This window comes from Bradyrhizobium sp. cir1 (genome assembly GCF_014198245.1).
GTDB lineage: Bacteria > Pseudomonadota > Alphaproteobacteria > Rhizobiales > Xanthobacteraceae > Bradyrhizobium.
Genome location: NZ_JACIHE010000004.1, coordinates 76,406 through 100,599 on the forward strand (window position 1 = coordinate 76,406; position 24,194 = coordinate 100,599).

At 66.2% G+C, this 24,194-nt stretch carries 22 protein-coding genes; 9 read left to right on the forward strand and 13 right to left on the reverse strand.

Features of this window, described 5'->3' with window-relative positions; translation table 11 throughout:
* Nucleotides 1-15: 15 nt before the first annotated feature.
* Nucleotides 16-1,314 (reverse strand): MFS transporter, encoded by a 1,299-nt coding sequence (locus tag GGD63_RS11185; RefSeq protein ID WP_183241784.1) that lies wholly within the window; start codon nucleotides 1,312-1,314, stop codon nucleotides 16-18.
* A 134-nt stretch (nucleotides 1,315-1,448) separates the two neighbouring features.
* Here GGD63_RS11185 and GGD63_RS11190 point away from each other — a divergent pair, with 134 nt between their 5' ends.
* Both GGD63_RS11190 and GGD63_RS11195 read left to right on the forward strand, forming a co-directional pair.
* A complete protein-coding gene (locus tag GGD63_RS11190) occupies nucleotides 1,449-2,366 on the forward strand; it encodes a LysR family transcriptional regulator (protein WP_183241786.1) in 918 nt (305 codons plus the stop codon).
* Between the two features lie 35 nt (nucleotides 2,367-2,401).
* Nucleotides 2,402-3,226, forward strand: coding sequence for an aspartate dehydrogenase (locus GGD63_RS11195; RefSeq protein WP_183241788.1), 825 nt, complete (start codon nucleotides 2,402-2,404; stop codon nucleotides 3,224-3,226).
* Nucleotides 3,227-3,471: 245 nt separating this feature from the next.
* Here the strand turns inward: GGD63_RS11195 and GGD63_RS11200 are convergent, their stop codons facing one another.
* The 8 genes from GGD63_RS11200 to GGD63_RS11235 form a co-directional block, all read right to left on the reverse strand.
* Nucleotides 3,472-4,776 (reverse strand): sorbosone dehydrogenase family protein, encoded by a 1,305-nt coding sequence (locus tag GGD63_RS11200; RefSeq protein WP_183241790.1) that lies wholly within the window; start codon nucleotides 4,774-4,776, stop codon nucleotides 3,472-3,474.
* Nucleotides 4,777-5,091: 315 nt separating this feature from the next.
* Nucleotides 5,092-5,718, reverse strand: a complete 627-nt coding sequence (locus GGD63_RS11205; RefSeq protein WP_183241792.1) for an isoprenylcysteine carboxylmethyltransferase family protein — start codon at nucleotides 5,716-5,718, stop codon at nucleotides 5,092-5,094.
* Nucleotides 5,719-5,745: 27 nt separating this feature from the next.
* Complete coding sequence (locus tag GGD63_RS11210) at nucleotides 5,746-6,777, reverse strand: NAD-dependent epimerase/dehydratase family protein (RefSeq protein ID WP_183241794.1); 1,032 nt, start codon at nucleotides 6,775-6,777, stop codon at nucleotides 5,746-5,748.
* Between the two features lie 29 nt (nucleotides 6,778-6,806).
* Complete coding sequence (locus GGD63_RS11215; RefSeq protein WP_183242318.1) at nucleotides 6,807-7,325, reverse strand: DUF962 domain-containing protein; 519 nt, start codon at nucleotides 7,323-7,325, stop codon at nucleotides 6,807-6,809.
* Between the two features lie 173 nt (nucleotides 7,326-7,498).
* Nucleotides 7,499-8,170, reverse strand: coding sequence for an OmpA family protein (locus GGD63_RS11220; RefSeq protein ID WP_183241796.1), 672 nt, complete (start codon nucleotides 8,168-8,170; stop codon nucleotides 7,499-7,501).
* On the reverse strand, nucleotides 8,170-8,586 hold the full coding sequence (locus GGD63_RS11225; RefSeq protein WP_183241799.1) for a hypothetical protein: 417 nt from the start codon (nucleotides 8,584-8,586) through the stop codon (nucleotides 8,170-8,172). Before GGD63_RS11225 ends, GGD63_RS11220 begins: the two co-directional genes overlap by 1 nt.
* Before the next feature lie 88 nt (nucleotides 8,587-8,674).
* Nucleotides 8,675-8,965, reverse strand: a complete 291-nt coding sequence (locus GGD63_RS11230; RefSeq protein ID WP_183241801.1) for a type II toxin-antitoxin system HicB family antitoxin — start codon at nucleotides 8,963-8,965, stop codon at nucleotides 8,675-8,677.
* Between the two features lie 8 nt (nucleotides 8,966-8,973).
* Nucleotides 8,974-11,559, reverse strand: coding sequence for an ATP-dependent helicase (locus tag GGD63_RS11235; RefSeq protein ID WP_183241803.1), 2,586 nt, complete (start codon nucleotides 11,557-11,559; stop codon nucleotides 8,974-8,976).
* A 230-nt stretch (nucleotides 11,560-11,789) separates the two neighbouring features.
* Here GGD63_RS11235 and GGD63_RS11240 point away from each other — a divergent pair, with 230 nt between their 5' ends.
* Entirely contained in the window at nucleotides 11,790-11,963 is a 174-nt protein-coding gene (locus GGD63_RS11240) for a DUF1328 domain-containing protein (protein ID WP_183241805.1), read from the forward strand.
* 60 nt (nucleotides 11,964-12,023) lie between these two features.
* On the opposite strand, the gene GGD63_RS11245 is transcribed toward GGD63_RS11240, so the two are convergent.
* The gene (locus GGD63_RS11245; protein ID WP_183241807.1) at nucleotides 12,024-12,527 is read right to left on the reverse strand and encodes a thioesterase family protein; all 504 of its coding nucleotides are present in this window, start codon (nucleotides 12,525-12,527) and stop codon (nucleotides 12,024-12,026) included.
* A gap of 87 nt (nucleotides 12,528-12,614) precedes the next feature.
* On the opposite strand from GGD63_RS11245, the gene GGD63_RS11250 reads away from it, so the two are divergent.
* The 3 genes from GGD63_RS11250 (at nucleotide 12,615) to GGD63_RS11260 (ending at nucleotide 15,965) form a co-directional block, all read left to right on the forward strand.
* The gene (locus GGD63_RS11250; protein WP_183241809.1) at nucleotides 12,615-14,039 is read left to right on the forward strand and encodes an FAD-binding oxidoreductase; all 1,425 of its coding nucleotides are present in this window, start codon (nucleotides 12,615-12,617) and stop codon (nucleotides 14,037-14,039) included.
* A 122-nt stretch (nucleotides 14,040-14,161) separates the two neighbouring features.
* Entirely contained in the window at nucleotides 14,162-15,481 is a 1,320-nt protein-coding gene (locus GGD63_RS11255) for a Spy/CpxP family protein refolding chaperone (protein ID WP_183241811.1), read from the forward strand.
* Nucleotides 15,482-15,602: 121 nt separating this feature from the next.
* On the forward strand, nucleotides 15,603-15,965 hold the full coding sequence (locus GGD63_RS11260; RefSeq protein WP_183241813.1) for a hypothetical protein: 363 nt from the start codon (nucleotides 15,603-15,605) through the stop codon (nucleotides 15,963-15,965).
* Nucleotides 15,966-15,971: 6 nt separating this feature from the next.
* Here the strand turns inward: GGD63_RS11260 and GGD63_RS11265 are convergent, their stop codons facing one another.
* The 3 genes from GGD63_RS11265 to GGD63_RS11275 all read right to left on the reverse strand — a co-directional run bounded on the left by GGD63_RS11265 (nucleotide 15,972) and on the right by GGD63_RS11275 (nucleotide 20,386).
* Nucleotides 15,972-17,639: a SulP family inorganic anion transporter gene (locus tag GGD63_RS11265; RefSeq protein WP_183241815.1), complete on the reverse strand. Its 1,668-nt coding sequence runs from the start codon at nucleotides 17,637-17,639 to the stop codon at nucleotides 15,972-15,974.
* 199 nt (nucleotides 17,640-17,838) lie between these two features.
* Nucleotides 17,839-19,320 (reverse strand): caspase family protein, encoded by a 1,482-nt coding sequence (locus GGD63_RS11270; RefSeq protein WP_183241817.1) that lies wholly within the window; start codon nucleotides 19,318-19,320, stop codon nucleotides 17,839-17,841.
* 145 nt (nucleotides 19,321-19,465) lie between these two features.
* Nucleotides 19,466-20,386: a LysR family transcriptional regulator gene (locus GGD63_RS11275; protein WP_183241819.1), complete on the reverse strand. Its 921-nt coding sequence runs from the start codon at nucleotides 20,384-20,386 to the stop codon at nucleotides 19,466-19,468.
* A gap of 95 nt (nucleotides 20,387-20,481) precedes the next feature.
* On the opposite strand from GGD63_RS11275, the gene GGD63_RS11280 reads away from it, so the two are divergent.
* From GGD63_RS11280 to GGD63_RS11290, 3 genes are all read left to right on the forward strand, one after another.
* Nucleotides 20,482-20,922 (forward strand): DoxX family protein, encoded by a 441-nt coding sequence (locus GGD63_RS11280; protein ID WP_183241821.1) that lies wholly within the window; start codon nucleotides 20,482-20,484, stop codon nucleotides 20,920-20,922.
* 352 nt (nucleotides 20,923-21,274) lie between these two features.
* Entirely contained in the window at nucleotides 21,275-22,306 is a 1,032-nt protein-coding gene (locus GGD63_RS11285) for a TRAP transporter substrate-binding protein (RefSeq protein WP_183241823.1), read from the forward strand.
* A 34-nt stretch (nucleotides 22,307-22,340) separates the two neighbouring features.
* Nucleotides 22,341-24,194 (forward strand): TRAP transporter large permease subunit, encoded by a 1,854-nt coding sequence (locus tag GGD63_RS11290; protein WP_183242320.1) that lies wholly within the window; start codon nucleotides 22,341-22,343, stop codon nucleotides 24,192-24,194.

Consider the following 24,194-nt stretch of genomic DNA (forward strand, 5'->3'; position numbering starts at 1 on the left):
GCTCCGTTTGAGAGATCAGTGGGATTGCGGGACGGGTTCGACGGGCGCGGTTTTCGCGCGCGACAATAGCAGGGTCAGGGCCGCCGAGAGAACGAGCAGGCCGCTGACGAAATAGAGCCCGCCGACGAAGCTGGCGGTCTGGTCCTTGATCCAGCCGATCATGGCGGGGCCGACGAACCCGCCGAGATTGCCGATCGAGTTGATGGTGGCGATGCCGGCTGCGGCCGCAGGGCCGGACAGGAACAGTGTCGGCATGCTCCACAGCGGCGGTTTTGCGGAGGAGATGCCGATGCTCACCAGCGTCAGCGCGACCAGCACGGCGACGACACCGGCCGCGAGCCCGGCATAAGCGAGCCCGGCGGCGGCGATCAGGCAGGCCCACACGACGTGCCAGGTGCGCTCGCCGGTGCGGTCCGAATGCCGCGCCCACAGGATCATGGCGACGACGGCGGCTGTCGCCGGCAGCGCATTGAGGAAGCCGACCTGGAGCGAGGACAGGCCGAACTGCTTGATGATCTGCGGGGCCCAGACGCCGAGCGTGTAGAGACCGGCGGAGGTGCCGAAATAGATCAGCGACAACGCCAGCACGCGCGGATCGGCAAGCCCGCGCCAGATGCTGTGGCTCGCGGTCGCGGCCTTGCTGGTCGTCTCCACGTTCATGGTCTCGACCAGCCAGCGCCGCTCGTCATCAGCGAGCCACTTTGCCTTTTCCGGGCGATCGGTCAGGAAGCCGAGCACGACGAAGCCGAGCAGCACGGCCGGCAGCGCCTCCAGCACGAACAGCCATTGCCAGCCCTTGAAGCCGAGCAGGCCGTCCATCTCCAGCAGCGCGCCCGAGATCGGCGAGCCCAGCACGGTCGAGAGCGGCGCAGCCGCCATGAACAGCGCCGTTACGGCGGCGCGCTGGCGCGCCGGGAACCAGTAGGAGAGATAGAGAATGATGCCGGGAAAGAAGCCGGCCTCCGCGACGCCGAGCAGGAAGCGCAGGACGTAGAAGCTGGTCGGCCCTTGCACGAAGGCCATGGCGGCGGAGACGAGACCCCAGGTGATCATCACCCGCGCGATCCAGATCCGCGCGCCGATCTTGTGCAGGATGATGTTGGAGGGCACCTCGAACAGGAAATAGCCCCAGAAGAAGATGCCGGCACCGAAACCGTAGACCGCCGGCGACAGGCCGATGTCCCTGTTCATCGTCAGCGAGGCGAAGCCGATGTTGACGCGGTCGATGAAGGCCACGAAGTACAGCAGCATGATGAAGGGAACGATGCGCCAGGTGATCTTGCGCAGCACGCGCGTCTGAATCTCGCTCGCCATCCTCGCCTCCCTCAAACCCCGGTTTGTTGTTGTGAGGCGGCAAGCCTAGGCGGAGGCAGGAGGGATACTCAATTGGCGCTGGTTTATACAAAAAAATGATATAATCCTCGCTGGGCGAGACGAGAGGACACTGGATGGAATTGCATCAGCTACGATGCTTCGTGGCGGCGGCCGAGCAGCTGCATTTCGGCCGCGCGGCGCAGCAGCTCCAGATGCTGCCCTCCGCGCTCGGCCGGCAGATCAGGCTGCTGGAGGAGGATCTGGGCACGCGGCTGTTCGCGCGAACCACGCGCGCGGTGTCGCTGACCGAGGACGGCACCACGCTGCTGCGCGATGCCCGCACCATCCTCGCCAAGGTCGAGGCGGTCGAGAGCAATCTGCGCAATCGGTCGCGTGCGGGCGCCGCGCGGCGGCTGCGGGTCGGCGCCATCGACAGCGCGGCGGCGGGATTGCTGCCGCCGCTGTTGCGCGACTTCCGCGACAAGCATCCCGAGATCGCGGTGCAGCTGCTCGAGGACAAGACCGTCCGGCTGCTGCCGAAGATTTTGACCGGCGCGCTCGATCTCGCTTTCGTGCGCCCGCCCTACAATGCAGACAAGCGGCTGGAATTCCGCGATCTGCTCCAGGAGACCGCCATCGTCGCGTTCCCGCAGCGGCACGCGCTCGCTGCACGCAAATCGGTCACGCTAGCCGAGATCGCCGACGAGGCGATGCTGGTGCCGGACCGCCGCTCGCGGCCGCACAGCCACGACCTCACCATCAAGCTGTTCGAGCAGGCTGGTCTCACGCCGCGCATCGTGCAGGTCGCCGACGAGAAGCAGACCATCATCAATCTGGTGGCAACCAAGCTCGGGGTCGCGATCGTGCCGCGCTGGACCATGCGGATGGCGGTCCCGGGCGTGCGCTTCGTGCCGCTTCGGCCGAGGCAGAGCGGTCCGGTCGGCCGCCTGCCGCTCGCCGCGGCCTGGCTGCGCGGTTCGCGCGATCCGGCCCGCGATGCCATGCTGGCCATTCTGGAAGCCCGCCTGCGCAGCTATGCGCGGGAGGCGTGAGCGGCTATGACATCAGCCTGGACAGAGGGATGGTGATGACGGATCAGAAGGCTTCGGGCGAATTGCGGGTGGCCATTGCGGGGCTGGGCTCGATCGGCACCAAGATTGCAACCGCCCTCGATCAGGGCATCGAGGGCCTGTCGCTCGCGGCCGTGGCCGTGCGTGATGCCGCCAAGCATCAGGCCTTCATCAGCGGCCTGCGTAATCCGCCGAAAATCCTTCCGATCGACCAGCTTGCCGACGTCGCGGACATCGTGGTCGAGTGCGCGCCGAGCAGCCAGTTGCGTGCGATCGTCGAGCCTGCGGTGAAGCGCGGCAAGGCCGCGGTCGTGGTCAGCGTCGGCGGGCTGCTCGACAATTTCGATCTGGTCGATCTCGCCCGCGCCAATGGCGGCCGCATCATCGTGCCGACCGGCGCGCTGATCGGCCTCGATGCCGTCAACGCCGCCGCGGTCGGCACCATCCATTCGGTGAAGATGGTGACGCGCAAGCCGATCGACGGACTGAAGGGCGCGCCGTTCATCGTCCAGAACAACATCGACATCGACAATCTGCGCGAGCCGCTGAAGCTGTTCGAGGGCAGCGCGCGGGAAGCGGCGAAGGGCTTTCCCGCAAACGTCAATGTCGCCGTTGCGCTGTCGCTGGCCGGCATCGGACCCGATCGCACCCAGATTCAAGTCTGGGCCGACCCCACCGTGACGCGCAACGTTCATCGCATCGAGGTCGAAGCAGATTCGGCGCGGTTCTCGATGGGCATCGAGAACATCCCGTCCGAAAATCCCAAGACCGGCCTGATCACCGCGCTGTCGGTGATCGCGCTGCTCCGCAAGCAGCGCGCCACGTTGTGTGTCGGGACGTGATGGGTTGAGGCTTAACTAGCTCAGACGTGGTGCACTCTATCCCCGTCATCCCCGCGCGAGCGCGTAGCGCTCGTCGCTGGAGGTGCTTGCATTGCGGCGCATCCGCGCCGCAGAGCAAGCCTCGAAGGACGACGGCCCGGCTGCATCGCGGCCGTTCATCCTTCGAGGCTCCCCACGTGGCGCGTTGCGCCACGTGTCTCGCACCTCAGGATGACGGAACGCATTGCGATCGCTGCGGCGCCTATTTACGCCCCCGTCACGCGCCAGATCACGTTGCCGACGTCGTCGGCCATCAGCAGCGACTTCTTGTCGGGGCCGATCACGACGCCGACCGGGCGGCCGTAGGATTCCTTCTCGTCCGGGGACAGGAAGCCCGACAGGATGTCGCGACCGGGGCCGGACGGTTTTCCGTTCTCGAACGGGATGAACACCAGCTTGTAGCCGGACAGCTTGCTGCGATTCCACGAGCCGTGCTGGCCGATCACCATGCCGTCGGGGAAGCCGGGCAGGGTGCCTGCGGGCACCCAGCACAGGCCGAGCGAAGCGGTGTGGCCGCCGAGCGCGTAGTCCGGTTGAAGCGCCTTGGCGACCATCGCCGGATCCTGCGGCACGCGATCGTCCACCGTCTTGCCCCAGTAGCAATAGGGCCAGCCGTAGAAGCCGCCGTCGCGCACCGAGGTGAGATAGTCGGGCGGCGTCTCGTCGCCGAGGCCGTCGCGCTCGTTGACGACGGTCCAGAGCACGTTTGTGTTCGGCTCCCAGGCAAGGCCAACCGGATTGCGCAGGCCGGCACCGAAGATGCGGTGCGAGCCGGCGACGAGATCGAGCTCGTAGACCGCGGCGCGGCCTTGCTCGATCTCCATGCCCATCTCGGCGATGTTGCTGAGCGAGCCGACGCCGGCATAGAGCTTCTTGCCGTCGGGGCTCGCGAGCAGGCTGCGCGTCCAGTGACCGCCCGGCTTGAAGGTGGTGAGCCGCTTGCCCGGCGCGGTGATGCGGTCGGCACCCGCGACGTAGGGAAACGCCATCACGCCGTCGGTATTGCCGACATAGAAGGTGTCGCCGACCAGCGCCATGCCGAACGGCTGGCTGAGGTTTTCCATGAACGCGCCGCGAACTTCGGCGACGCCATCGCCGTCCTTGTCGCGCAGCAGCGTGATGCGATTGGCGGACACGCCGAGCGCCGCGGCGCGCCGCATCGTCGCCTGCATCGCATAGTGAAACACGGTGCGCGGGGGACCCGCGATCTGCGTCGCTTCCGCGACCAGCACGTCGCCATTCGGCAGCACCTCGATCCAGCGCGGATGGTCGAGGCCGGTCGCGAACGCATTCACCTTGAGGCCGGGTGCGACCGTCGGCTTCTGGCCCTCGCGCCAGCCGCGCGCGCTCGGCATCTTCAGCGTCGGGATCGCGCCTTGCGGCTTCGCCTCGGGAATGGCGGGCTTCTCTCCCCAGGCCGGCGCAGGCTCGGTGCCCGAGAGCTTGCGCCATTGCAGCGCGATGCCGCCGATGAATGCGACGAATTGCGCGAAGATGCTTGAAAAGGTCATGAGAAGCCCCTGTCGAACCCTTAAGGCACAGTCCACGCCGGATCGCCCAAAACCCCGCGCGGGCTCAGGCCAGATCGTCGACCTCTCCAGATCCACGATAGAATGTCGTCGTGCCTCGTTGCGCGCGCATCCAACTGGCTGGCGGTAAAAAGGTCAACATAGGCTGGCGCAGATCGGGCCGCTTATGGCGCAAATGGCAGCACGCCGAATTTGCATGGCAAGGATGTGGGGGCGCAAAACTCTCAGCGTCGTCCCGGCCTAGTGCGCAATTGCGCACTAGGCCGGGACGACGCTGAGAGTTGGCGGCTTGTTACCTCACCGCGGCGACAGGAACGGAATGATCATCGGCACGCGGCGGCAATAGGCGCCGTAGGCGTCCTCGCCGAGCTCCTTCGACAGGAACACCTCTTCCATCCGGCCCTTCTGCCACATGCCGAGCGAGATCAGGATCGCGCCGAGGATCGCGGTGACGGTGCCAACCGCGATGCCGGTCGCGAGCATGCCGGCGATCAGGCCGGTGTAGATCGGATGGCGCACGATGCCGTAGGGGCCGGTATCGATGACGCGGTGATCTTCCTTGTGGGTGATGGTGTTGGACCAGAACTTGCCGAGATGCAGCCGTCCCCACCAGGTGAAGGAGATGCCGGCGAGCACGATCAGCGCCGTGATGTAGACACCCAGGTTGCTGAACACCCAGAGCGGCTTCTCGCCGAGCACTTCCGCGGTCCATGGCGTGAACAGGATGCCGCCGACCAGGATCGGGATGCGGTAGCGGCCGGACTCCAGCGTCAACACCTGCTTCTGGGTGCGGCCCTGCCAGAACGAGGCGCCGACCCAGCTGGCGAGCCAGGCGAGCCAGATCAGGGCGAGCAGTTGCGTCGGCCAGGTCGTGGTCCAGCCACCCCAGGCGACAGAGAGAAGCTTGCTGAAATCGAAGGACATGAAGGTTCTTTGCGTTAGGCGGCGGCTTCAGCCCGCGCGCGAGGACAGCGCGTGATGCTCGATGGCGCCGGAGGGCTGCTGGCCGTTGCGGGCGAGCAGGTGGGTGATGGTTTCGCGCAGGACCGGCTCGATCGGGCGCGGCGAATAGCCGAGCTCGGTGCGTGCCTTGCCGATCGAGAGGTCGCTCGCGGCAAGCGCGATGCGCACGCCCTCGGCGGTGCCGTTGGGCGGCCGGCGCGTGAAGTTGTCGGCGAGGTATTCGAGCATGATACCGGAGAGCTCGGCGATCTTGCCGGGCACGACGACCGGGAACTGGCGGCGGCCGCTCATCGCCGACATCATCCGCAGGATCCGCCCCAGCGGGACGCAGTCGCCGCCGAGGATGTAGCGCTGGCCGATGCGGCCGCGCTCCATGGTCAGCACGAGGCCCGTCGCGACGTCGCGGACGTCGACGAGATTGACCAGGAAGTTGAGATGCGGCTGCACCTTCTTCTGCAGGAAGTACCAGAGCATCGCCGTCGGCGGCGTCAGATTGTGGTCGGCGGCGCCGATCGGCATGGTCGGCGTGCCGATCACCAGCGGAAAGCCCCCGGCTGCGGCCTTGGCGGCATGATGCTCGGCGAGCGACTTCGACCGTGTATAGGCGCCCGGCATCGCGTCGGCCGGCTGCAGCGCCTCTTCGGCGGGCGCGCCCTTGAGGTCGGTATACGGGAACAGGATCGATTCCGTCGAGCAGTGCAGGAAGCGCGACACGCCGCGCTTCATCGCGGCCGCCAGCACGACCTCGGTGCCGCGGCAATTCACGTCGTGAAAGTCCTGCTTGTTGGCGACCCACATGCCGGGCAGGCCGGCGAGGTGATAGACTTGGTCGACGCCGGCTAGCGCGGTATCGACCGCGGCGCCGTCCAGCACCGAGCCATGAACATAGTCGACGTCAGTGTTCGTCGCGGCCGGCGGCCGGACATCGAGCACGCGCACCCGCTGCCCACGGGCGCGGAGCGCTTCTACGAGATGATGTCCGATGAAGCCGCTGCCACCGGTAACCAGTACGAGAGCCATGCAGAAGGTTTGCTGTTTCGCTTCTAGAGCTATCGGGTTGAAAGTGAATTGGTCGGAAGAGGCGCCAGAATCGCGGCAAGGTCGCGACGGAAGCCCAGTGCAATGAATAATTTCGCCATGACAAACATCGGTCCCAGCAAAAGATGCGACGGAAACGTGAACAACGAGGCTTCGCGCCCCTCAAAAACCTTGTGGCCGATGGTCTGCGCGGCGAGGCCGAGCGCGACCAGGGCGGCAAAAATCGCCCACATCGTGACGGTGCTGACTTGCGCCGCAATGGTCGACGCGATCGAGAACAGCACGATGGAGACGGCGAGAATGCCGGCCCCGAGCGCCGCATCGAGCAGCAGCCAGTAGATCAGCACCGGCAAGGCTAGGATCACCGCCAGGCTGAGCTCGAACCCGAACAGCGGGACCTTCACCAGCGTCAGCGGCAGCACCGCGCCCGTGAACAGCAGCAGGATGCCGACCACATGCATCGCCGTGTTCCGGGGATCGCGATGGTACTCGACATAAACGGCAAGTTGGCGTTGAAAAAAGCCACCCATCTTGGTCTCATGCAGCACGGGGTCGGGGAAGGACGAAAAAAGCCTATAGCACCTGATAGGGCGGTGCACAAACCGGCACTATTGTCGCGCAAGACCATGCCGTCGCGCTGTGGGACAGATCACAAAACGGTCAGGACTTCAAAGGGTTCCGTCGAACGCTTGGGAGCGTCTGCTTACCGCTTCTTGGCGGGCTTTTTCGCCGCAGGCGCAGGTGTCGCAGCCGGATGCGCGGGCGCGTCCTCCGGCACCTTGGCATAGGTCAGGATCTGCAACTGGCCGTTGACGGCCGAGGTCGGTTTGGCCCGGTCGAGCAACTGCTCCTCACCGAGGCCGATCGGATGCAGTCGCTTGGTCGAGATCTTGAACGTGTTCACCAGCACGTCGCGGATCGCGTCGGCGCGGCGCTGGCTCAGGATCGCGTTGGCCTCGCGCGTCTTCGAATTGGATTCGACATGGCCGACGATCAGGAAGGTGTAGGGCAGCAGCGAGGAGTGAACCAGCGCGTCCGCGATGCGGCCCACGGTCTGGTAGGAAGCCGGCTGGATGATCGGCGTGTCGGCATCGAACTGGATCTGCGCGTTGAAGGCGGGCAGCTTGGCGAGGTCGGGCGCGATTGGCGGCCGGTTCACCGGACCCGGATCGTTCTTGATCCTGGCCTTGGCGCGCTCCATCACCTGCTGCTTCAGCGCGGGGAGATCGACCTCGCCGGCCTCTTCGAAGTGGTTCAGCTTGCCGACGATGTCGTCGCGGGTCGGCGCCGCCGTCTGCGCGCGTGCGGCGCCCGCAAGCAGGGCAAGGCCGAGCGCGACGCATATCCCGGCGGCGAAAAGCCTGTTCGCGCGCATCAGCGATACCCCGCATCGTCGACGGCCTTCAGGCAGTTGTTGCTGATGCCCTTGGGCGTCGAGACCAGGCAGGGGACCGACTTGCTGGTCTCCTTGGTCGAGCCGCCACAGACCTTGACGATCTCGCGCTGGCAGGCGTTCGCCACCGTGACGCGCGCGGCGACGCGCTTCTGGATTGCGTCGAAGACGCCGAGATAGTCGCTCGCGCACTGCGGCGAGAGCACGTCGCGGTTGCGCGACAGGCATTCCTTCAGGCGGGTCGAATCCGGATTGACGCCGCGGCAATTGGCGACGATTTCCGCGCCGCAGCTCGCCGCCAGCTTTCCGATCGAATCGCCAAAGCTCATGGTCTCCGCCGTCGCAAGCGACGGCATAACCAATGCCAGCACGATCAATGTGATGGAGCCCCGGACCATGGGTTTATCTGATACGGGGAAGTTCGCGGTGGTCAAGGGCTGTTCGGGGGAGAGCCGTCGAGAGTCCGGCGAGTGCGGCGAACAGTCCTCACTCGGCGGCGTCGGTAAGGGGAGGCCATTCGATCAGGACGGCGGTGTGGTTCCTGAGGTCGTCGGCAAACTCCGGGTCGGCCTCGAGCTGGGCCAGCGTCCTCAGCGGGGGAAGCTGGCGGCCATCCTCTGTCAACTCCTGAGCATAGAACGCGAGCGCTTCGGGCGCGCTCTCCAAGGCCTCGTCAACGTCGTCGCCGCCTGAAATGCAGCCCGGCAGGTCCGGAAACCACAAGCTGACGGCGTCGTCCGGCCCTTCCTTCTCAATGATGGCAACGTACTGAGCCATATCGGGCCTCACGCCCGCTGCACAAAGCTGTCCACGACCTTCTTCTCGCCGGCCTTGTCGAAGGCGATGGTGAGCTTGTTGCCGTCGATCTTGGTGACGCGGCCGTAGCCGAATTTCTGGTGGAAGACGCGGTCGGAAAGCGAGAATTCCGAGGTGGTGCCGGTGGATTTGGCGACCAGTTCGCCCTCGATGGTGAGAGGGCCGCGGCGGCGCGAGGAGAAGCTGCCGAAATCCGGTCCTGACGATGAGGAGGACGAGAACGTCGCGGCTTCTTCCTCGAAGCCGCCGCTTCGGCCGCCGCCATTGCGGCCACCGCCACGGTTGCGGTTGGCCTGCGCGCGCTGCCAGCCCGGCGTCGAATAGCTGGAGCCGAACGCTTCCATGTCGTCGAAGCGCGAGGCGCCGTAGCCGCCGGTGCCGCCCCAGGCCGAGCCGCCCTTGGATTCCGTGATCTCGACATTGGCCGCCGGCAATTCGTCGAGGAAGCGCGAGGGGATCGTGGTCGACCAGGTGCCGTGGATGCGCCGGTTGGTCGCGAAATAGATCATGGCGCGGCGGCGGGCGCGGGTCAGGCCGACATGGCCGAGCCGGCGCTCTTCTTCCAGGCCGGCGCGGCCCTGTTCGTCCAGCGTGCGCTGGCTCGGGAACAGGCCTTCCTCCCAGCCGGGCAGGAACACGTTGTCGAATTCGAGGCCCTTGGCCGAATGCAGCGTCATCAGCGACACCGCGTCCTCCTCGGCGCCGCCGTCGCGATCCATCACGAGGGAGATGTGCTCCAAAAACCCTTGCAGGTTCTCGAACTCCTCCATCGAGCGCACGAGTTCCTTCAGGTTCTCCAGCCGGCCCGCGGCGTCAGCCGAGCGATCCTTCTGCCACATCTCGGTGTAGCCGCTCTCGTCGAGCACGATCTGGGCCAAGTCAGTGTGCGCGGTGACCTCGCGCTGGGCGCGCCAGCGGTCGAACTGCGCGACGAGGTCGCGCAAGGAGCCGCGCGCCTTCGGCTTCAGCTCGTCGGTCTCGACCACGGCACGCGCCGCCTCGAACAAGGGAATGCGGCGCTTGCGGGCATGGTCGTGCAGCATCTGCACGGTGGCATCGCCGAGGCCGCGCTTGGGCGTATTGACGATGCGCTCGAAGGCGAGATCGTCGGCCGGCGAATTGATGACGCGCAGATACGCCAGCGCGTCGCGGATCTCGGCGCGCTCGTAGAAGCGCGGGCCGCCGATGACGCGATAGGGCAGGCCCAGCGTGACGAAGCGGTCTTCGAACTCGCGCATCTGGTAGGAGGCGCGGACGAGAATGGCGATCTCGTTGAGCTTCTCGCCCTGGCGCTGCAGCTGCTCGATCTCTTCTCCGATGCCGCGGGCTTCCTCTTCCGAATCCCACGAGCCTGTCACCGTGACCTTCTCGCCGTCCTGGTCCTCGGTGCGCAGCGTCTTGCCGAGCCGGCCCTCGTTGTGCGCGATCAGGTGCGAGGCGGCGGCAAGGATGTGGCCGGTGGAGCGGTAGTTGCGCTCGAGGCGGATCACCTTGGCGCCGGGGAAATCGTGCTCGAAGCGCAGGATGTTGTCGACCTCGGCGCCGCGCCAGCCATAGATCGACTGGTCGTCGTCGCCAACGCAGCAGATGTTTTTGGTTCTCTCCCTCGCCCCGCTTGCGGGGAGAGGGTCGGGGTGAGGGGGAGTCTCCACGGGCTCGGTGCTGGGAGAGTCCCCCTCACCCGCCGCGCTTTGCGCGTCGGCCTCTCCCCGCAAGCGGGGAGAGGCGAAGGAAGAAGACGGCGCCTGCGACAGCAGCCGCAGCCACAGATATTGCGCGACGTTGGTGTCCTGATATTCGTCGACCAGGATGTATTTGAAGCGCTGCTGGTACTGCCTGAGGATATCCGGGTGCTCGCGGAAGATGCGGATGTTCTCCAGCAAGAGATCGCCGAAATCGGCGGCGTTCAGAATCTTCAGCCGCTCCTGATAGCTCGTGTAGAGCTTGCCGCCCTTGCCGTTGGCGAACATCGCGGCCTCGCCCGAGGGCACCTGCGACGGCATCAGTCCGCGGTTCTTCCAGCCGTCGATCAGGCCGGCCAGCATGCGCGCCGGCCAGCGCTTGTCGTCGATGTTCTCGGCCTGCAGCAGCTGCTTGAGCAGCCGTACCTGGTCGTCGACATCGAGCACGGTGAAGTTCGATTTGAGCTGCGCCAGCTCGGCATGGAAACGCAGGATGCGGCCGCCGATGGAGTGGAAGGTGCCGAGCCACGGCATGCCTTCCACGGCGTGGCCGAGCATCTGGCCGAGCCGGTGCTTCATCTCGCGCGCGGCCTTGTTGGTGAAGGTCACGGACAGGATCTCGGCGGGGCGGGCGCGGCCCTGGCTCAGGATGTGGGCGATGCGCGTCGTCAGCACCCGCGTCTTGCCGGTGCCGGCGCCGGCCAGCACCAGGACCGGGCCGTCCAGCGTCTCCACGGCGTCGCGCTGCTCCGGATTGAGCCCGGACAAATATTTCGGGCCCACCGAGGCGCGCGCACGCGCGGCGATGCCGCCGGCTGCGGGCTGGTGGTCGGGTACGCCTGTGATCTTGCTCGGCTCGGTCATGCGAATCATTTGGCCCCACGATGGCACCGCGGGGTGACGGGAGGGAGCCTTCTTAACAGGGATTGCTGCCTATATGGGGCGTCGGCGCGGGTTTTCCACGTACACGGCGGGCCGATTTGTTCCTGCGGCAGGCGCGAATTTCGCCGTTATACGTGTCGGAACCATCGTTCCCGCGTCGAGATTGTCTGGCAGGTGGCGCGGCCAGCCGTGCCGAGAGACATCAAGACGAGGGTTTGACCATGCTAGGCTGGGTTGTGACGTTTCTGGTTATCGCACTGATCGCCGGCATTCTGGGCTTCGGCGGCATCGCCGGCGCCTCGATCGAGATCGCCAAGGTCATCTTCTTCATCGCGGTCGTCCTGTTCCTGATCTCGGCCGTGGTCGGCCTCGCCCGCGGCCGCACCAGGATATAGCGGGTCTGATTGGTGCATGATCCTACCGGAAAACCGCTTTACACTTTTCCGGATCATGCACTACCGCTTCGAGGGCATCGCCACATTGCGGCCGACGCCCTCGGGGCGCGGCAGGGCGCTGTGGGTCTTGGCGATGCCAGCAATGCGCTGCTGGATGTCGGGCGGAAACGGCGCAACGCGCCGCGCCTTCATGTCCATGTGCAGCGACATGTTTTCGGACGTTGCGGACAGCCAGCCCTCGGTGCCGTGCCTCATCTCCTCGAATGTGTGCAGCCGCTTGTCGTCGGCTTCCAGCAGCCACACCAGGATCTGCACGGGATCGCCGAGATGGATCTCGCGCAAATAGCGCACATGGCATTCGGCGGTGAAGGTCGAGCCGTGGCGCTCGGTCTTGTAGACCGGGCCGATGCCGATATCGAGCCAGAACTCGTCGATCGCCCGGTCGAACATGACGTTGTAATAGGCCATGTTGAGATGGCCGTTATAGTCGATCCATTGCGGCTCGATCTGCATGATCGAGCTGCGGAACGGCTCGGCGTTCGGGGCTGTGGCGGTCTCCGGCATGTGTCCTTCCCAAGCTATGCGTCCGGTCCCTTGACTTGACCGGTTTTATGTCCTTTGCCACGGTTTCTTCTGTCTGGAGGAATGTCCGTGGGTACGACCATCACCAATAATCCGCCGCGGCCGGAGCCGAAAGCCCTCGCGAGCGCGCTGGAACAGCTTGCCGCACGCTTCGGCAACCGCCTCATCACCTCGCAGGCCGTCCGTGAGCAGCACGGCCATACCACCACATGGATCGTCAACCAGCCGCCTGATGGCGTGGTGATGGCGCAGGAGACCGCCGACATCCAGGACGTGGTGCGGATCTGCGCGAAGAACCGCGTGCCCGTGATCGCCTTCGGCACCGGCACCTCGCTCGAGGGCCAGGTCAACGCGCCGGCCGGCGGCATCTCGATCGACCTGCGCGACATGAACAAGGTGCTTGCGGTGCATGCCGAGGACCTCGACTGCGTGATCCAGCCCGGCGTCACCCGCAAGGCGCTGAACGAGCATCTGCGCGACCAGGGCCTGTTCTTCCCGATCGATCCCGGCGCGGATGCCTCGCTCGGCGGCATGGCCTCGACCCGCGCCTCCGGCACCAACGCGGTGCGCTACGGCACCATGCGCGACAGCGTGCTGGCGCTGAAGGTGGTGCGCGGCGACGGCGAGATCATCACCACAGGCACGCGCGCGAAGAAATCGTCCGCGGGCTACGACCTGACGCATCTGTTCGTCGGCGCCGAAGGTACGCTCGGCATCATCTCGGAACTGACGATCCGCCTGCGCGGTATCCCTGACACGATTGCGGCCGGCGCGGTATCGTTCGAGACCGTGCACGGGGCGTGTCAGGCCGTGATCCTGGCGATCCAGACCGGCATTCCCGTCGCCCGCATCGAGCTGCTCAATGCCGCGCAGGTGAAGGCCTGCAACGCCTACTCGAAGCTGACGCTGCCGGAGACGCCGCTGCTGCTGATGGAATTCCACGGCAGCGAGATCGAGGTCGCCGAGCAATCCAAGGCGTTCGGCGAGATCGCAAAGGACTGCGGCGGCGGCGATTTCTCCTGGACCACCAAACCTGAGGATCGCACGAAACTGTGGCAGGCGCGGCACGACGCCTATTGGTCGGTGAAGGCGCTGCGCCCCGGCGACAGCATCGGCGTGGTCGCGACCGACGTCTGCGTGCCGATCTCGCGGCTCGCCGACTGCGTCAGCGAGACCGAGGAGGACCTCAAGCGCCTCAATTTGTTGTCGCCGATCGTCGGCCATGTCGGTGACGGCAATTTCCACTGCTCGCTGGTCTGCGACACCAACGATGCCGACGAGATGGCGCGCGGCGAGGAGTTCATGCATCGCCTGGTCGAGCGCGCGCAGGCGATGGACGGCACCTGCACCGGCGAGCACGGCATCGGCCAGGGCAAGCAGAAATACCTCAAGGCCGAACTCGGCCCCGAGGCGCTGGACGCGATGCGGGCGCTGAAGAAGGCGCTCGATCCGCTCAATATCTTCAATCCCGGCAAGATCGTGCCGGAGGCGTAGCGCGCGGCGCACCAAAAGCAACGTCGACGCCGCCCGGGGACCGGGAACTTTCGGCAGTCCCGCTGGTTCCAATTCCTGCCAGGTTCCGATGCCTCAATGGCGCGGTTCTGCGGGAGGATGCGATGTTGCGACCGGTCATTGGAATTGCCGTGATGGCGCTTGCCTGTCTGCTGGCGGGCACGGCCTTGGGCAAGGGCGGTGGCGGCCACGGTGGCGGACATGGCGGTGGTCACGGTGGCGGCCATGGCGGCGGGCACGGTGGTGGCCATCACGGCGGCGGCCACTTCGGTGGCCACGGCTTCGGGCATGCGCATGGTGGCGGTCATCATCGCGCGATGCGGTTTGCAACCGGCGCCCGGCACGGTTCGAATTTCGGCCAGATCCGCAATGCGGCCGTGCGCCCTGCGAACTTCCGCAACGCGCTCAATTTGCATTCCAGCGCCTTCCGCAACGGTCGTCTGATCAGCAACCCGGCGGCACGCGCCCAGATCACGGCGGCGGCTGCGCTCGCCGGCTGGCATGGCACCAGCAGCGGATGGTGGCAGCACACGGGAGGCGGTTATGGCTGGGTCGGACCGCTGTTCTGGCCGTTCGCCTATAACGACCTCTACGACTACACGATCTGGGGCGACGGTCTCGGCTTCTGGGGCTATGGCTATCCGGACATCTATGCCGGCCTCTTCGGCCCCTATGGCTATGACGGCCTTTCGGCCTATCTGCCACCGCCCCCGCAGGGCCGGCGGCGGGCGCGAGGTGTTGCGCTGGACCAACTGTGCGGCAGCGACCGGCGCGAAATCGTCGGTCTTCCGGTCGATCAGATCGCCGCGGCGGTGCAGCCGACCGAGGCGCAGGGCGCCAGTCTTGATGCCCTCGGCAATGCCTCGATTGACGCTGCAGCGCTGATCCGCACATCCTGTCCGACGCAGGTCGCGGCGACAGCGCCCGGCCGGCTGGCGGCGATGCAGCAGCGTGTCGAGGCGATGGTGAAAGCCGTCGATCTCGTTCAGCCCGCCCTCGATAGATTCTATGGCTCGCTCACCGACGAGCAGAAGGCGCGATTCAACGCGCTGGCAGAAGATCAGCGTCGCGTAGCGCCTTCCAACGGCAGCGGGGGATCGCTGGTCCAGACTTGCGGTTCGCCTGCTGCGCTCGATTGGCCCGGCACCGACATCGAGGCCCGGCTTCATCCCAACGACACGCAGCGCGCCGCGCTGCAGGTGCTCCAGGATACCAGTGCCAAGGTCAGCGCATCGCTCAAGGCGGCCTGCGAGCCGAGCGACGTGATGACGCCGCCGGCACGAATGGCCGCGGTCCGCAAGCGGCTCGACATGATGCTCGACGGCGTCAAGTCGGTGCGCGCGGCACTGGAGGATTTCTACGCCACGCTGAATGACGAACAGAAGGCGCAGTTCGAGGCCATCGGTCCACGTCGGACATCCTGAATGCGTATCAAGGTGGAGTGTGACGGAAAAATCGCCTCGCCGATATCGATGGGCCTCTCTATGCTGGAGAGAGGCTAAAGCGCGGCAAGATGACGGCTCGAAGACCGCGGATGGTGGGGCGATGAAGTGGTTCGCGCGCAAGACGCGACAGGACATCTGGGACGAAGCCATCGAGGGGCCGCTCGGCGACATCGAGGCCGTCGCGCGCATTCGTGCGATCTGCGAGGCGGCGGCCGCGAGCGCGGCGGGGTCTGCACGCAACGACAAGCACGAAAGCGCGCGCTACGAGCGCGCGGCCAAGGTCGCGATGGAGATCGCGATGAAGATCTCGGACGGACTGATGCGCGATGATGCGGTCCATCGCATCGTCGATCTCTGCATGGAGGCGGGCGACCTCAAGACCGCGCAAATCCTGTTTCGCGCGATCCATGCCAGCTGGATCCGCGAGACGGTGCTGCGGGATCATCCCGTGCTGGCGCAGTAAGGACGACTATTTCGCCAGCTTGCGCACCGCTTCGTCCACGCTGTGGAAGACGTGCTCGCGGGGCAGGGCATCGTACAATCTGAAGCGCTCGAACGCCTCCTGCGCGCGCACGGATTCCAGCCGTGCCAGTGCGACGGTGACGCCCTGTTCACGGCACGCCTTGAAGATTTCGAGCAGGATCTGCGCGGCGGTGAAGTCGATCTCGACCATGCCGCCGGCCTCGAGCACCAGCAGTTGCGGCGTCGATGTGCTGAGCACCTTGGCCACGTCGCTGCGGAAACCCGGTGCGTTGAGGAACGAGAGCGGCGCCTGGAGCCCGATCACGGCAACGCCATCGATGCGCTCGCCGCTGATGTGCGGATGGGCCGGCCACCAGATCGTGGTGCCCGGCACGCGCTCGAACTCGACCAGCCGCGCCCGCGTCGTGCTCCAGATGCCGTGCAGCAGCGACAGCACGATGCCGAGGAACGCGCCCTGCTGGATCGGCAGCACGATGATCAGCGTCGCGGTCGCGACGATCAGCAGGAATTCGCTTCGAGATTGCCGGTAGATCGTGGCGATCTGCTTCGCGCGGATGATCCGCAGCGCGACGAACAGCAGAATGCCGCCGAGGGCCGCGTCCGGAACGTGCCGCAGCAGTCCGGTGCCGAATGCGAGCAGCGCCAGCACGATTGCCGCCGCCGCAAGCCCCGCGAGCTGCGATTGTCCGCCGGTCTCGGCGACGATCCCCGTGCGCGGCGGGCTGGCATTGACCGGGAACGCGCCGAACAGGCCGGACAGCACGCTGCCGGCACCCGCGCCGAGGAAGTCGCGGTCGACATCGGCAGGCTTGTCGGGATCGGACGGGAACGAGCGCGTGGTCGCGGCGGTCTGCACCATCACCACGACCGTGATGACGAAGGCGAGCGACACCAGATGCACCCAATGCTCCGGCGCGAGCTCGGGCAAGGTGAGCCGCGGCAGTGTGCCCGGCACCACGCCGACCACGCTGACGCCCTTGCTTTCGAGGCCGAGACCGATCGTGGCCAGCGTTGCGGCGACGAGCCCGATCAGCGCCCCTGGAATTTTCGCGCTGATCTTCTCGGAGACGAAGACCGTTGCGAGCACACCGAGGCCGATGCACAGCGTGAAGGGATTGCTGCGGTTAAGCTCGCCGGCGAGCGCGCCGATGCGATCGAGCGTCGGCCCGCCCGGCGACTTCAGTCCCAGCACGCCGGGCAATTGCGATACGATGATGTGGACGGAGATGCCGGCGAGGAAGCCGACCATGACCGGCACCGACAGCAGGTTGGCGATGCCGCCAAGGCGGAAGGCGCCGCCGGCGAGCATCATCGCGCCGACCATCAATGCCAGCGCAATCGCGTACCCCTGATATTCAGGCGAGCCGACCGCGGCGAGCGCGGCAAGCCCGCCGGCGAAGATCGGCGTGATCGTGGAGTCCGCGCCGCAGGAGAGGAAGCGGTTGCCGCCGAGCAGCGCGAAGCCGAGCGAGCCGGCCATGAACGCGAAGAAGCCGATCTGCGGCGCAAAGCCGCCGAGCCGCGCGGTGGCCATCTGCTCGGGGATCGCTATCGCCGCCAGCGTCAGCCCCGCCATCAGGTCGCCCGGCAGGGAATAGGATGCGAGCGAGCGGAAGAGAGGCCATGCGTGCTTGGCATCGGCGTCGTGCGGCATCGAGGTCCCCGGAAATGCTTGTGTCGATCGAATAGACTACAGCATTTCCGGATTGGAAGGCGGTAGACGCAATCTCTCTACATCCGTCGCCATTGCGAGCGAAGCAATCCAGGATCCCTCCGCGGAAAGACTCTGGATTGCTTCGCTTCGCTCGCAATGACGGAGGACATAGCTGTCCTCCGTATCGCGCGAGGTCCTCTCAGTATCGGCCGCGGTCGTTGTGATAATCGCCGCCCCGGCCGCCACCACCCATGCCCATGCCGATGCCAATCCCGATGCCGATGCCTTGCATCACGGCGCCGGGCGGCGGGCCGGGGAGCGGTGCGCGCTCGTACACGACTTCCTCAGGCGGCGGCCGGCGCGGCTTCGGCGGCGTCTCGACCACCTTGCGCTTCGGCGGGGTGTCGTCGACGCGCTTCTTGATGATTGGCGTCACGGCCGGGTTGACGGGGCTCGCCGGAGGCGTGGGCGTCGAGCACGGGCAGGTCGGCGCCATCGCGACGGCGACCGGAGCAGGGGTGGCTGCCGCGGCGACGGGCAGCGCATAGTTGCGGTTCTGCACGCGGAGCAGCAGCCTGCGCGCGGTCGCCGCGAGATCGCTATTGTCCCAGTTCGCGAGGTAAGCCTCGAACGAGGCGCGGGTGTTGATCGCGACCGCGCGCTCCCAGGCCAGCATCTGGCGCCGGCGCTCCACCACCGTGCGCAGGCGCGGCGTGCGGGCGTCCTGCGCGTAGAGCTCGATATAGGCCTGATACGCCTCCACGGTGTCCTCAGTGATCACGAGCTCATAGGCGGCCTTCGGCTCCTTGCCCTGCAAATCCTTGCGCCAGTCCGCGACACTGCGCGTGCCGTTGGCGAGCGCCATGGCCGACGCGCCCGGCAGAGCCGGCTGACCGCTGCTCTCGCCGCCGAAGAACCTGAAATCGGTCGTCAGCGACGAGCTTTCCCAGGGGATCTGCCGTCCGTCGGTCGATTGCGCCACCGCGACGCGGATGCGCTTGAACACCTCCTCGATCGGCAGATTGGGCTGCTTGGCGATGGTCAGCGCGGCCGTGGTGTAGGGGCTGTCGATGCCATTGCCGTCCTCGGCTTCGGCGCCGGGCGAGGTCGAGTAGGAAATGAAGGAGCCGGGCGAGCCGGCCTTGGTGTCGACGATTGCAAGGCCGTGGCCGGCGCCGCTGAGCGCGGGGAACGGATTGTTGCGGCAGGCATCGAGCATGAAGATGCGCGCCCGCGTCGGCAGCGCGCCGAGCGTGTTCAGCATGTCGTTCAGCCGCACGCCCTGGAGCGGAATGTCGGCCTCGCGCTTGGGATCGAGATCGACGGGCACCAGATAGTTCTCGCCGTCGATCTGCAGGCCGTGGCCGGCATAGAACACCAGCGCGACGGTGTCGGCGCCGCTGGCGCTGACCTTGCCGGCGAAGTCCGAGATCGCCGTGCGCATCTCGTTCTGGCCGAGGTTGGCTGCCGACGTGACGGTGAAGCCGGCATTGCCGAGCAGCTCGGTCATGCCCTTGGCGTCGTTGGCGGCGTTGGGCAGTTCCGGCACGGTGCGATAGGCCGACTGGCCGATCACCAGCGCAAGCCGCGCTTCGGCCGCAGCATCGGTCGGCATTGTCAGTTGTGTGAGAGCGAGAAGGCCGGACGCAAGCAGCAAATTGGAAAGGACTGGACGGCGCATGATATCACCTCCATCGGCAATGCGCGCGATGATGTCACCTTTTCTACGTCCGTGCCATGACGCCGTCTGTGCGCTGGCTCACGTTGGGCGTGCGACAAAATCGGGCCGTGGGTCTGCCGCAGCTGGCGCGTCCGGCCGTAGCGCGTCACGGCAGTCCGCGGTCCCAGGGCGTCACAGGCGCAAAGCGCGCGGCGAGGAAGTCGATGAAGGCGCGCACCTTGGCCGGCGGACGGCGGTCGGGCAGGTAGACCGCATGCACCGCCGACGTCTGGATCTCCGGCTGGTCGAGGGGAAGCGCGACCAGCGCGCCTGAGCGCAGATCGTCGGCGATGATGAAGGTGGGCTGTCGCGCGAGGCCAAGGCCGGCCAGCGTCGCCGCGCGCAGCGCATCGCCATTGTTGGCGCGCAAGGTGCCGCTGACCTGGACGCGGATTTCGCCGTGGACGCCGAACAGCCATTCCGCCGCGCTCGCCTGCTGCGAGAGCGTGTAGCCGAGGCAATTATGCCCGGCGAGGTCGGCGACGGTGCGCGGCGTGCCGTGCCTGGCAAGATAGGAAGGTGCGGCACAGACCACGAGGCGGTTCGGCGCGAGCTTTCGGGCCACCATGCTGGAGTCGCGCAAGCTGCCGATGCGGATCGCGAGGTCCCAGCCTTCCTCGGCGAGGTCGACGAGGCGATCGTTGAGACCGAGCTCGACGGTGACCTCGGGATGGGCTGCCGAGAACTCCGCGATCGCAGGCGCAATCTGCCTCGTGCCGAACACGACGGGGACGTTGACGCGCAGCAGCCCGCGCGGCTCGACGCGTTCGCGCGCGATCGCGGCATCGGCTGTCTCCATGTCGGCGAGAATGCGCTCGGCGGATTCCAGGTAGCTCCGTCCGGCCTCGGTGATGGAGAGCCGCCGCGTGGTGCGGTGGAACAGTTTTGTGCCGAGCCGCGCCTCCAGCGAGGCGACATGCTTGGTCACCATGGTCTGCGACAGGCCCATGGCCCGGGCTGCGCCGGACAGGCTGCCGGCCGCGGCGACCTTCGCGAAGACCTCCAGGCTGGTCAGGCGGTCGAGCAAGCCTATCTCACTCTATTAGTGTGAAGTATATTTCGAAAATAGCAGATTATCATCGAATTGAGAATAGATCATGTTGCGCTGCAAAGGAGACCGCCATGATCGATTCCCGTACCGCCCCTTACGCCGCGCTGGTGCTGCGCGTGACCCTGGGCGCGCTGTTCCTCGCCCATGCTAGCCTGAAGCTGTTCGTGTTCACCCCGGTTGGCACCGCAAAGTTCTTCGGCAGCCTCGGCTTCCCGCCCGAGCTCGCCTATCTCATCATGACCGTGGAAGTGCTCAGCGGCGTCGCCCTGATCCTCGGCGTCTGGACCCGTTATGCGGCGCTGGCCGGAATCCCGATCCTGCTCGGTGCGATCTTTTCGGTGCACGGCGCGGCCGGCTTCTTCTTCACCAATCCCAAGGGTGGCTGGGAATTCCCCGCCTTCTGGGCGATTGCGCTCGCGGCGCAGGCCCTGCTCGGCGACGGCGCCTACGCGCTGCGTCCCTCGCGTGATGTCGCGGCGGGCGGCCAGCTCAGCGGCGCGCATTCGCGCTGACATCACTGCATTCGCTGAAGCCTTGCGGGCCGCGGGATCACGATCCCGCGGCTTTCGTTCGTCTGCCTTGTGCAATCCAATCGATATGCGTTCGGCATTGATCCATACCTGAATTGGATCGATCCCTCTCAATCCTGCATGGCAGGACTTGTCGCTGCCGTGCGGCATGCGCGAAAACACCGATAAACAAAGGCGTTCCGTCGCGGTTTCTGCAGAGCGCCTGCCGCTCGCGCCATCGCGACGCCGCCGGCCGCATCCCTTGCCTGTGTCGTCGCTTTGGCCATACAGTCGAGCCAACACGCCGCGACAACGATCGCGGCTGCAAGAAGAATAATTGGGGAGAGACCGCACCATGACCATCGTGCCCGTGAACCGTCGCGCGTTCATCAAGTCATCGGCGGCGGTCACCGCCGGCCTCGTGCTCTCTCCCGCGATCATCGGCCGCGCCGAAGCTGCGACGATGAAGTTGAAATGCTCCTCCTCGCTGCCGAACGATCCAAAATATGCCAATGGCCGCGTCTACTACGACAACCTCGTCAAGAACCTGAAGGGCAACGGGCTCGGCGAGCAGATCGAGGTCGCCTTCTTCCCGGACAACCAGCTCGGCCAGGAAATCGACGTCATCAACTCGGTGAAGCTCGGCGTCATCGACCTCATGGTGTCGGGCTCGTCGATCTCGGCCAATCTGGTGCCGCTGGTCGGCACCTTCGACCTCGGCTTCCTGTTCTCGAGTTTCCCGCAGCAGACCAAGGCGTTCGATGTCGGCGCCGCCAAGCCGATCGAGGACGCCCTGCTCAAGGGCGGCAACATCCGCATCATCGCCTGGGCCTATAATTTCGGTTCGCGCAGCGTGCTGGCGAAGAAGCCGGTGAAGACGCCGGAGGATCTCGCCGGCCTCAAGATCCGCACACTGCCCAATCCCGTCATCACCGAATGCCTGCGCCTGATGGGCGCGGCCGCGACGCCGCTGGCCTTTGGCGAGATCTACACGGCGTTGCAGGCCGGCGTGCTCGACGGCCTCGAGCACGATCCGCCGACGATCCTCGCCAGCAAGTTCTTCGAGACGGCAAAATTCTACGCGCTGACGCAGCACAATTTCTCGCCGCTCGCGATCTACTTCAGCGACATGACCTACAACCGCATGGATCCGAAGCTGCGCGAGGGTTTTCTCGATGCCGCCAAGAAGGCCGCAGCTGACACGCGTGCCCATGGGCTGGCGGTCGAGAAGGAGGCGCTGGCGGCCTTGACCGAGAAGGGCGTGACGGTGGCCGAATGCGACCGCGAAGCCTTCAAGAAGCGCGTCGCGCCGCAGTACGAGAACTTCATCAAGGCGCGGCCGGATTCCAAGCCGGTCATCGACATGATCCGCGCGACGCAAGCCTGATGGCCAAGTCCCAATGGCCAAGTCCGAAATGGCGATGACAGCCGCCGTGCCGCTCCCGGGCGGCCGCCATGGCAGCATGGCGCTCCTGCTTCGCCTCAGCGATGCGATCGCGGCCGTGCTGCTGGCCGCCGATCTCATCGTTGTGTGCGCGTCCGTGCTGCTGCGCTTCTTCTTCAATGCACCGGTCGAATGGTCCGACGACGTCGCGCGCGGCTTGATGGTCGGCTCGGCCTTCTTCGGTGCGGCGAGCGCGCTCGCGCGCGGCGAGAATGTCGGCGTCTCCTTCTTCCGCGACCTGTTGTCGGTGCGGCTGCGCGCGCTGGTCGATGCCGCCAGCGCCCTGCTGATCGTGCTGATCTCCGGCTACGTCGCCTATCACGCCATCAAGCTGGGTTCGCTGACGGCGGGGCAGACCACCGGCTCCGGCCTGCCGCTGGAGTTGACCTTCTATCCGATGGGCATCGGGGCGCTGTTCATGACGGTGTTCGCGATCGACCATCTCTGCGCAAGGCCGCTGCCTGATATCGTCAGGGGGCTGGTCGCGATCATCGTCGTCACCGGCCTCCATCTCGCCTGGGATTATCTGTCACCGTCCTCCGCGCCGTCGGCGGGCACCTTGATGCTGATCGGCTTCTTCGCGACCCTGTTCGGCGGCTTGCCGATCGGCTTTGCGCTGGCGCTCGCCGCGCTGATCTTCATCTGGGTCGAGGGCGCGCTGCCCGGCGTCATCTTCGCCCAGCAGATGGCGCGCGGCATCGACAATTTCGTCCTGCTCGCGATCCCGTTCTTCATCCTCGTCGGCTATCTCATGGAAGCCAACGGCATGTCGGTGCGCCTGATCGAGCTGCTGCAGCGCGCGGTGGGGCGGATGCGCGGCGGCCTCAACGTCGTGATGGTGGCCTCGATGGTGCTGTTCTCGGGCATATCAGGCTCGAAGATGGCCGATGTCGCCGCTGTCGGCTCGGTGCTGATCCCGGCGGCGCGCCGCTCCAGGCAGAATCCGGGCGGCGCGGTGGCGCTGCTCGCGGCCTCCGCGGTGATGGCGGAAACCATTCCGCCCTGCATCAACCTGATCATCCTCGGCTTCGTGGCGAACCTGTCGATCGGCGGTCTGTTCATGGCGGGACTGCTGCCGGCAGCGCTGATGGCGCTGGTGCTGATCGCGGTGTCCATCATCTTCGGCAAGCCGCCGCCGGAGGCTGAGGATGTCGCGCCGCAGATGCCAGTGTCGGGCCTGTGGAGCGGCGCGATCGCCGCGTTCGGCCTGATCTTCCTGATCTTCTTCGGCTTCAAGAGCGGCTTTGCCACCGCGACCGAGATCTCCGCTTTTGCCGTGGCATATGCACTGGTCGTCGGCAGCGTCGTGTTCCGCGAGCTCAGCTTCAGGACGGCCGCGCACAGCTTTGTCCAGGCCGCAACGCGCGCAGGTCTCGTGCTGTTCATCGTCGCCGCCGCGCAATCGCTGGCGTTCACGCTGACCTTGCAGCAGGTGCCGCATGCGGTCGGTGATTTCATGCTGGGGCTCTCCAAGACCTCGGGCGTCTGGCTGTTCATCCTGCTCGCCATCGTCGTGCTGATTGTGATGGGCTCGGTGCTGGAGGGCGCGGCGGCGCTGATCATCTTCGGGCCGCTGCTGTTGCCGGTGGCGGTTCAGCTCGGCGTCGATCCCCTGCATTTCGGCGTCGTGCTGGTCATCGCGATGGGCATCGGCCTGTTCGCGCCTCCGCTCGGGCTCGGACTCTACGGCGCCTGCCTGATCGGCAACGTGCCGATCGAGCAGACGGTGAAGCCGATCATGGGCTATCTTGGCCTGCTGTTCCTCTGCCTGCTCGTCATCGCCTTCGTGCCATGGCTCTCGACCGCGCTGCCGCGGGCATTCGGCTACTGA